The sequence below is a fragment of the Mucilaginibacter antarcticus genome (genome assembly GCF_042686155.1).
GTDB classification, from domain to species: domain Bacteria; phylum Bacteroidota; class Bacteroidia; order Sphingobacteriales; family Sphingobacteriaceae; genus Mucilaginibacter; species Mucilaginibacter antarcticus.
Genome location: NZ_JBHUON010000033.1, coordinates 23460 through 29965 on the forward strand (window position 1 = coordinate 23460; position 6506 = coordinate 29965).

The 6506-nt window shown below is 35.0% G+C and carries 3 protein-coding genes; 2 read left to right on the forward strand and 1 reads right to left on the reverse strand.

Annotation, left to right across the window (positions count from 1 at the left end; genetic code table 11):
- Window positions 1-181: 181 nt before the first annotated feature.
- Window positions 182-2575, forward strand: coding sequence for a sensor histidine kinase (locus ACFSYC_RS18655; protein ID WP_377130369.1), 2394 nt, complete (start codon window positions 182-184; stop codon window positions 2573-2575).
- Window positions 2576-2818: 243 nt separating this feature from the next.
- On the opposite strand, the gene ACFSYC_RS18660 is transcribed toward ACFSYC_RS18655, so the two are convergent.
- A complete protein-coding gene (locus tag ACFSYC_RS18660) occupies window positions 2819-5377 on the reverse strand; it encodes a histidine kinase dimerization/phosphoacceptor domain -containing protein (protein ID WP_377130370.1) in 2559 nt (852 codons plus the stop codon).
- A 633-nt stretch (window positions 5378-6010) separates the two neighbouring features.
- Here ACFSYC_RS18660 and ACFSYC_RS18665 point away from each other — a divergent pair.
- Window positions 6011-6481, forward strand: coding sequence for a hypothetical protein (locus tag ACFSYC_RS18665; RefSeq protein ID WP_377130371.1), 471 nt, complete (start codon window positions 6011-6013; stop codon window positions 6479-6481).
- Window positions 6482-6506 lie beyond the last annotated feature (25 nt).

Below are 6506 nucleotides of genomic sequence, written 5' to 3' on the forward strand. Positions count from 1 at the left end.
TAGGGGTGAAATTTATATAGATTGAAACTTCCGTTTCACTTCATTTAGAATATATCTTCATTCTAGTTGGTAAGGTAAATTAAGTAAATGGTACAATTTAACCCATCTTCTATACATTGACCATAACATCCGGATTCAAGATGTTTACAACGAACTCTTGTGGTTGAATAAGGAAATCCGGATGAAGTATAAACTAATATACGTATGGCTTGCGTTATCATTTACTGTCTTTAATATATCTGCCCAAACTCCATCGATAAAGCTTCCGGATCAATTATTGAAACAGGAGTATGATAACGACGCCAGATGGAAGTTTATATTTTTTCGCGATAGTAGCAATTTTTATAAAATTCATAAAAATCCGGATACTGCTTATTTTAACGCTTTACTCAAGACTGGAAAATATTATATTCTTAAACCCAATGAGAATAAAAAGGACCTTGATAACGCTTACACCTTCTTATATAGGGCACTGCACTTAAGCACCATTTCACAGAACATACCATGGAGACATAAAACGCTAAAATTAATCGCTCTATGTGATGAACAAGCTGGTAAACAGGCTCATGCTAAAGCTTGTTATATAGAAATAATTAATTTTTATCATCAGAGTAAAGAAAAACAGCTGGAGGCTGAGAGCTGGAATGAATTAGGAAAATTGAACCTTTCAAATAGCAGGAGCGAGATACTATATAATTTACTATGCTTCAAAAGTGCACTGCTAATTCTCGGAACAGAACGAAACCAATCATTACAAATCGAAATATTAAAAAATATTGCCGAAGCACATTTTAACCAGGGGAAATTTGAGATTGCCGAACGGGAGTCATTGGAGGTTTTATACAGACTTAAATCAATTAATAGTAAAAACCTGACTGCAATATATGATCTACTGGCAGATATTAACAAATCAAAACCTGATTTGCACAAAGAGCTGTTTTACAGGTTAGAATTAATAAAGGATATGGAAGCAAATGCCGATACCGCCAAAGCCGATTATTACTATTCTAAACTCGCATTGGTTTATTCTGACTTGAACATGTACGAACAAAGTCTTACTCAGATCATTAAATCAATTCAAATATTAAAGAATAGATCTAAGTATGAGGACTTTTACGGCTATTTGAGTTTGGCAATGTTCGATTTTATCTCTCAAAACAAAAGTAAGGAAGGGCTTACATTTTTAAAGCAGTCGATAAAACAGGTACCTCCCCAGAACATGGCACAGCAAGTTGATATGAATGAAGAATTTGCTAATTGCTATAAATCTCTTAGACAATATGCAACTGCAGAAAAATACTATTTGGAAATGATTAGGCTTTTTAAAATTACTGCATTTAACAAGAATTTTTATAGCACTCATGATCAAATGCTTATCGATTACACCTACTACTACCAAACCTTAAGTGAATTCTATATCCTTACCAAACAATTCAAAAAAGCCGGTTTATATCTCGAAAAAATCTTAGCCCTTCCAAAATATGTAATCAGGCCTGTGAGCGTAAGAAAAATTGAGCTAATGAAGTTCAAGGTTGATTCTGCTTCAGGGCAATACCTGTCAGCTATTACGCATTTCCAAAAATTTAAAAACCTAAGTGACTCTATTTTTAACGCAACAAAAAGCCGCCAGATTACAGAAATGTTGGTGAAGTATCAAAGTGAACAAAAAGAGCAATCTATAAATATTCTTAAGATTCAAAGCCTTAAGGAGCACTCGGAAGTACGAAGTGCTAATCTCGCTCGAAATATAACATTTGGTGGGGTTGGTATGCTATTGTTTATAGCCGGGTTGATATATAATGGTTATCGAAACAAACAGCGCAGCAACCTCATATTACAAACAAAACAATTAGAGATCAATCAGAAAAATTTGATTCTTCAGGATTTATTATTTGATAAGGATAAGTTGCTAACGGATAAAGATCAACTGCTCCTAGAAAAAGACTGGCTGATAAAGGAAGTACACCACAGGGTAAAAAATAATCTGCAAATCGTTATGAGTTTGCTCAACTCCCAATCAGCTTATCTGCAAAATTCTGATGCCCTTAAAGCTATTAGAGAAAGCCAGAATAGGGTTCAGGCCATATCGCTTATACACCAAAAATTTTACAGCAGTAATAATTTGGCAACTATAAATTTACCGGCCTATGTTGAGGACCTACTTAATCATCTTTCAGAGAGTTTTGATACCCGAAAAAGGCATATAACTTTCAAGCAGTTTGTTGAACCTGTCAATATTGACCTTTCACAAGCTGTTCCATTGGGTTTAATACTCAACGAATCTATAACTAACGCTATAAAATATGCTTTCGAAAATGGGGGCGGTCAAATTTCAGTTTCACTTCTGTTAATAAAGGAAGATTATTTGTCTTTAACGATTGCTGATAACGGTAAAGGGCTGCCTGCTAATTTTGATGCGGAAAACAATTCGACCCTAGGAATGGAAATGATGAAAGCATTAAGTAAGCAATTAGGCGGAGAGTTTAAGGTTCAAAGCGATGCTGGTGTGACTATTAGTATGGATTTCAAAATAGAGAAAGATTTAAATATGATCTCTCAGGGAGGAACTGAATAATTAAAAGCAGTTGTTAAATAATTTATGCATCACGCTTAACTGAACAGCAAATTTAAAGTTTCTGCGATATTCTAATATAAGCTGGCATCATCTCATGATAGGCCAATATCTTAATTTTAAGAAACTAAAATAACCGGATGCTGTAAGGGTTTGTTAACTCTACGACCTTTCAAAACTTCATGACATTAATGAATAGTTTAATGATCCCGTTCCTTTTTAAAATTAAAAAAAAGGAAATTAGCATTACACTTTTTCCAGCGCCGATTCAGAAATTTTATCCATATGAAATTTAATGTTAATTTTTACACCCGAACTGTTTTCCACATTGAAAACACCGCCTAATTGCTTACTTAATGCTTTCATCATTTCCATTCCTAAAGTAGTTGTATTTTCCAGCTTGAAAGAATCCGGTAAACCATTACCATTATCAATTATAGTTAATGATAGCATTTCATTTTCAACTAGTTGTAAAGCGACTTTAATCAGGCCGCCATCAGTGTCAAACGCATATTTAATTGCGTTAGTGACCGATTCGTTGATAATAAGACCTATGGGTACAGCCTGTCCTAAATCAAGATTAAAGGATTCAATATTCTGTTCAAATTTTATATTACGACTGCGTACATCAAAACTTTCTGATAAATAGCTAATCAGATCTGCCACATAAACGGACATGCCAATACTTGCTAAATTGCTGCTGGTATAAAGTTTTTGGTGGATCAGGGATATGGCCTGGACCCTGTTCTGACTATCATGGATTGCTTCGATAGCAGCATTATTTTGAAGATAAGCCGATTGGGAACTAAGCAAGCTCATCACGATTTGCAAATTATTTTTTACGCGGTGGTGTACTTCTTTCAACAACCACTCCTTCTCTTGAACTAAAGCCTGCAGACTTTCGTTCTGTAAATTTATTTTTAGTTGCTTTGATTGCAATGCCAAGTTCCCTTTTCTTTTATTACGATATCCGTTGTACGAGAGTGCAGCAATTATAATAAGGAGAACCGTCACCCCGAAAATTATATTTTTTTCGAGTGAAGTTTTATGTATTTCTTCTGTTTGAGCGCGGGAACGACTCTGTAAAGCAATGATAGATTTTTCTTTTGCACTCGTTTCATAGGCAATCTGTAATCTGTTCACCTCTTTCGTTTTCACCTCGTTAAATATGGAGTCCTGCAATTTTTTACTGATCTCGAAATGATCGATCGCTGAAACGTAATTGCCCATGGCGGAATCAATTTTAAACAATTGGAAATGAATGTCTTTTACCGAATTTACGCTCTTATTAAGAGGCTCAGCCAAAGCTTTAAGAAAATAAGGTTTTGCTTCGGGGAAGCGTTTTCTGTTAACATAAAATTCCCCAATAGAAAAATACGCCGAACTGCCTGAGACCGTAAAACGCATAGCAAAATCCTTTCCTTGATCTGATTCAACTTTTTTCTCGAGTCTAATCATTTTCAGATAGTATTGCTCAGCTTTAGGATAGTCAGCAACTGAATTGTATGCGTCACCAAAGCTTGCCGCCAAAAGCTGTTTATCATTAGCTGTTACCGGCGGATAGTTTCTGAGAATTTGTTTCAAGAATTGCGGCATAGGTGCGCTGTTTCCAATTAATATATTGTTCTTAACCAGGGTATAACAAAGTATATATAACGATAATGATTTTTGTTCTTTTGCTGCATCGAATAATTCCTGATAAACAGACAGGGATTTTTTATACATCTTGAGATCGAAATATATATCACCAAGTATTCTTTTACCCCGCAGCCTCAGTTTTTTATTGGATTCTGGTACTGAAAGGGCTTTCAGCATGTACTTCAACGCTAAGTCATATTGGCCCTTATTTTCGTACACATTTGCGAGAATAAAGTAAGTGGCATAGGATGGCGTAACTTGAATAGAATTTAGCATAGCAATTACTTGTAACATCTGTTTTTCACAAGTGTCTATGCTAACCCAATCACCGTTAAGCGTCGCTATATCCCTAAAAACATAAGCCGCTTCTTTAATATTTTTCGTTTTTAGATAAAAATGAACTGCATTGTAGTTAATTCGAATAATATCATTGAAGGTTTTGTTAGTTTCCGGAATGTAGTGACCCAGTTCAGACCAAAAATGCGCTTCGTTTTCATAATCTTTTGATTGATCACAAGCCTTAATAATCTCCATCATTACTTTCTTCCCACTTTCCAAATCCGCCTGAGCAAAATAAAATTTGGCGAAAGTGAGTTGGCTTTGATATAGCCATCTTTTGGAATTTATAGCTTGACTCAAATTGATTGCTTGCAGGAGATAGGTTTTAGCCGGTTTTATGGTGATGCTGTCTGTGTTCGGTTGAAAAATATAATGCTCCCCAAGTATCAATAATAACCTGACCTTTTCTTCGCCGCTTACGGTTTTCACAACCTGCATGGCTGATCCTATTTGATTGAGTTCTACACTAATCCGGCAAACTAAAAATTGCGATTCATTAATGCCATTTAAAAAATTTAGTTTGTAGCTTAAATCCCGGGCTGTTTTCGCAAAAATAAGGCAGCTATCAATGTAATGAGTTTTACTTTCTTTCTGATGCCAATATAAATGAGATAACTCTAAATAAAGATTGACTCGGTTTGAATCAGCTTTGGATTGACCAATTTTAAAAAGTACTTGACTTACCGGTATATCACCTTCATTTTTAACTGCCATCGACACTGGTGTGTTTTGTGCTTGTGTTAGTTTTGGGAAATAAATCAAAAAAATAGCCATACAGATAGCTAAATTAATTTTAGTCACGTAAAGCCATTTAGCATCAAAGTTCATTGTGAATATTTGAAGATGATTCCCTAGTTTAAATATAGTGTAATTTAAAACTATTGTTTTTATTTTGAGTATACCCAAGATTAAAAAATTCATTATAGTTTAACATTATTACCATTTTTAAATCGACAAAAAAATCATCCTTGAATATCCCTTACTAAGCTTTTCTCTATCCAAAGGGCGTATTTAAAATCTTCAGGTTTTTTATTCCATCATCTGACCTAAATTACTGCAGCTCTACTTAAACTGAGTAATAGGTGTGACGGTCATCAGGTTAATGAAAATCGAGCCGGGCAAAAAAAATCGTTGACTAAACGTACGTTGAATTTAATCATGGGGTATAAGCCAACATTTCGAACTTCTTTTATTTTTGGTTTCAAAATTTTTTTAGGCACGTAAAATACTCTTTCGTTACCGGTAGCCCACCAATGGGATATTCAAGGGTTTTCGATAATCTGTACATGAATTTCCGTATTCTGTATAATGTTCTAACCTTAAGAAATTGTGAATTTTATCACAAATTAAAAGTTGAACAGAAATATACCCTTTACGGGTAATTTTCTGAGGAAAATATCAAACCCAAGTAAATAAAAAAATTCAACCACAATACCGCTTATTGGCGTTAGCGCAATTGCTATGGGTAAAATATTTGTGTTCTTTTTATTAATATTTTTTGTATTCGGAAAGGCGTCAGGGCAATCAAAGCCGGACATTTTACATTCTAAAATCGCGAATAGCAAAAGAGACACAAACCGGATCAATTTACTCGAAGATCTGGGTTTATATTATAGAAATCTTCCTGACAGGCAAAAATGGATTTTCGACAGCAGTCTGGTGTACTTTAACAAGGCGCTGATACTAAGTAAAGAATTAAATTTCAGAGATAAAGAAATGAAAGCCCACTCTCTTTTGAGTGGCGCATATTTTAGAAAAATGGACCCTCAGTCAGGAAGGTCTCACGGTATAATGGTGATAGAATACTACCGGCAAATCAAGGATCTAAAGCAACAGGCTATTTATACAGATCAGTTTGCCAGCGTGGATATACCGCTGATATTGACCACCCAATTCCGGCGGAATGTGACCAGTGATTCCGCGTCAAATTGACCACCCCATTCCGGGGCAAACTGAC

Coding starts and splice junctions, on each gene's coding strand:
- ACFSYC_RS18655 (WP_377130369.1), top strand. CDS start 182: ATGAAGTATAAACTAATATACGTATGGCTTGCGTTATCATTTACTGTC.
- ACFSYC_RS18660 (WP_377130370.1), bottom strand. CDS start 5,377: ATGAACTTTGATGCTAAATGGCTTTACGTGACTAAAATTAATTTAGCT.
- ACFSYC_RS18665 (WP_377130371.1), top strand. CDS start 6,011: ATGGGTAAAATATTTGTGTTCTTTTTATTAATATTTTTTGTATTCGGA.